Origin of the sequence: Marinomonas arctica (assembly GCF_003259225.1) — a bacterium.
GTDB lineage: Bacteria > Pseudomonadota > Gammaproteobacteria > Pseudomonadales > Marinomonadaceae > Marinomonas > Marinomonas arctica.
On record NZ_QHJF01000077.1, the window covers coordinates 1 to 859 of the forward strand.

The following is an 859-nucleotide window of genomic DNA, read 5'->3' on the forward strand; positions in this document are numbered from 1 at the left end:
TATACAAATCCAAGGTGAGGCAGATTATTTACATGAAAAACTTAATTTTTCTACAGCTTGGTTAGGCAATGATGTTGTTGCAGATTTTTGGTGTGGAATTATATGATGAACTATTTTGAGAGCCCGTTTAAGGGAAAACCTCTCGCCGAACAGGTAAAGAACCCAAATATCAAGGTGGGCCGCTATAGCTATTATTCAGGCTATTACCATGAGCATTCATTTGATGATTGCGCTCGCTACCTTTTGCCTGATCGTGACGATGTTGATAAGTTGATTATTGGAAGCTTTTGCTCCATAGGCACGGGTGCCTCCTTTATTATGGCCGGTAATCAAGGTCATCGACATGATTGGGTTACAACATTTCCTTTCTTCTACATGAATGAAGAACCCGCATTTTCAGAATCTATGGATGCATTCCAGCGTGCAGGCGATACCGTTATTGGAAACGACGTGTGGATCGGTTCGGAGGTAATGATTATGCCTGGCGTAAAGGTCGGCCATGGAGCAGTAATTGGTAGCCGGGCTTTGATAACCAAAGATGTAGAGCCTTACACGATTGTTGGCGGAAACCCGGCAATAGCAATAAGAAAGCGGTTTTCAGAACAGGAAGTTACTATGTTACTGGAAATGGAGTGGTGGGATTGGCCGTTGGAGCAAATTAAAGAAGCAATGCCTTTTTTATGTTCGTCTGACATTGCAGGTCTTTACCGTATTTGGCAGAGTTCAAGTGCCTAACAAACGGCTGTTGTCGCCCCTTCGGGGCTGCGCGGCTACAAGTCCACCTCAAAGCCGGGCGTTCAGGCTGTAGAAAAATACCTTAAACCCACGCCATTGCTCGATTCGTGTTGTAAAATAGACA

1 protein-coding gene is annotated in these 859 nt (G+C 44.4%); it reads left to right on the forward strand.

The genetic code is table 11. The features are described 5' to 3' along the window. Positions 1-102: 102 nt before the first annotated feature. On the forward strand, positions 103-735 hold the full coding sequence (gene catB / locus DK187_RS20900) for a type B chloramphenicol O-acetyltransferase (protein ID WP_111609220.1): 633 nt from the start codon (positions 103-105) through the stop codon (positions 733-735). The last annotated feature ends 124 nt before the right edge of the window (positions 736-859 follow it).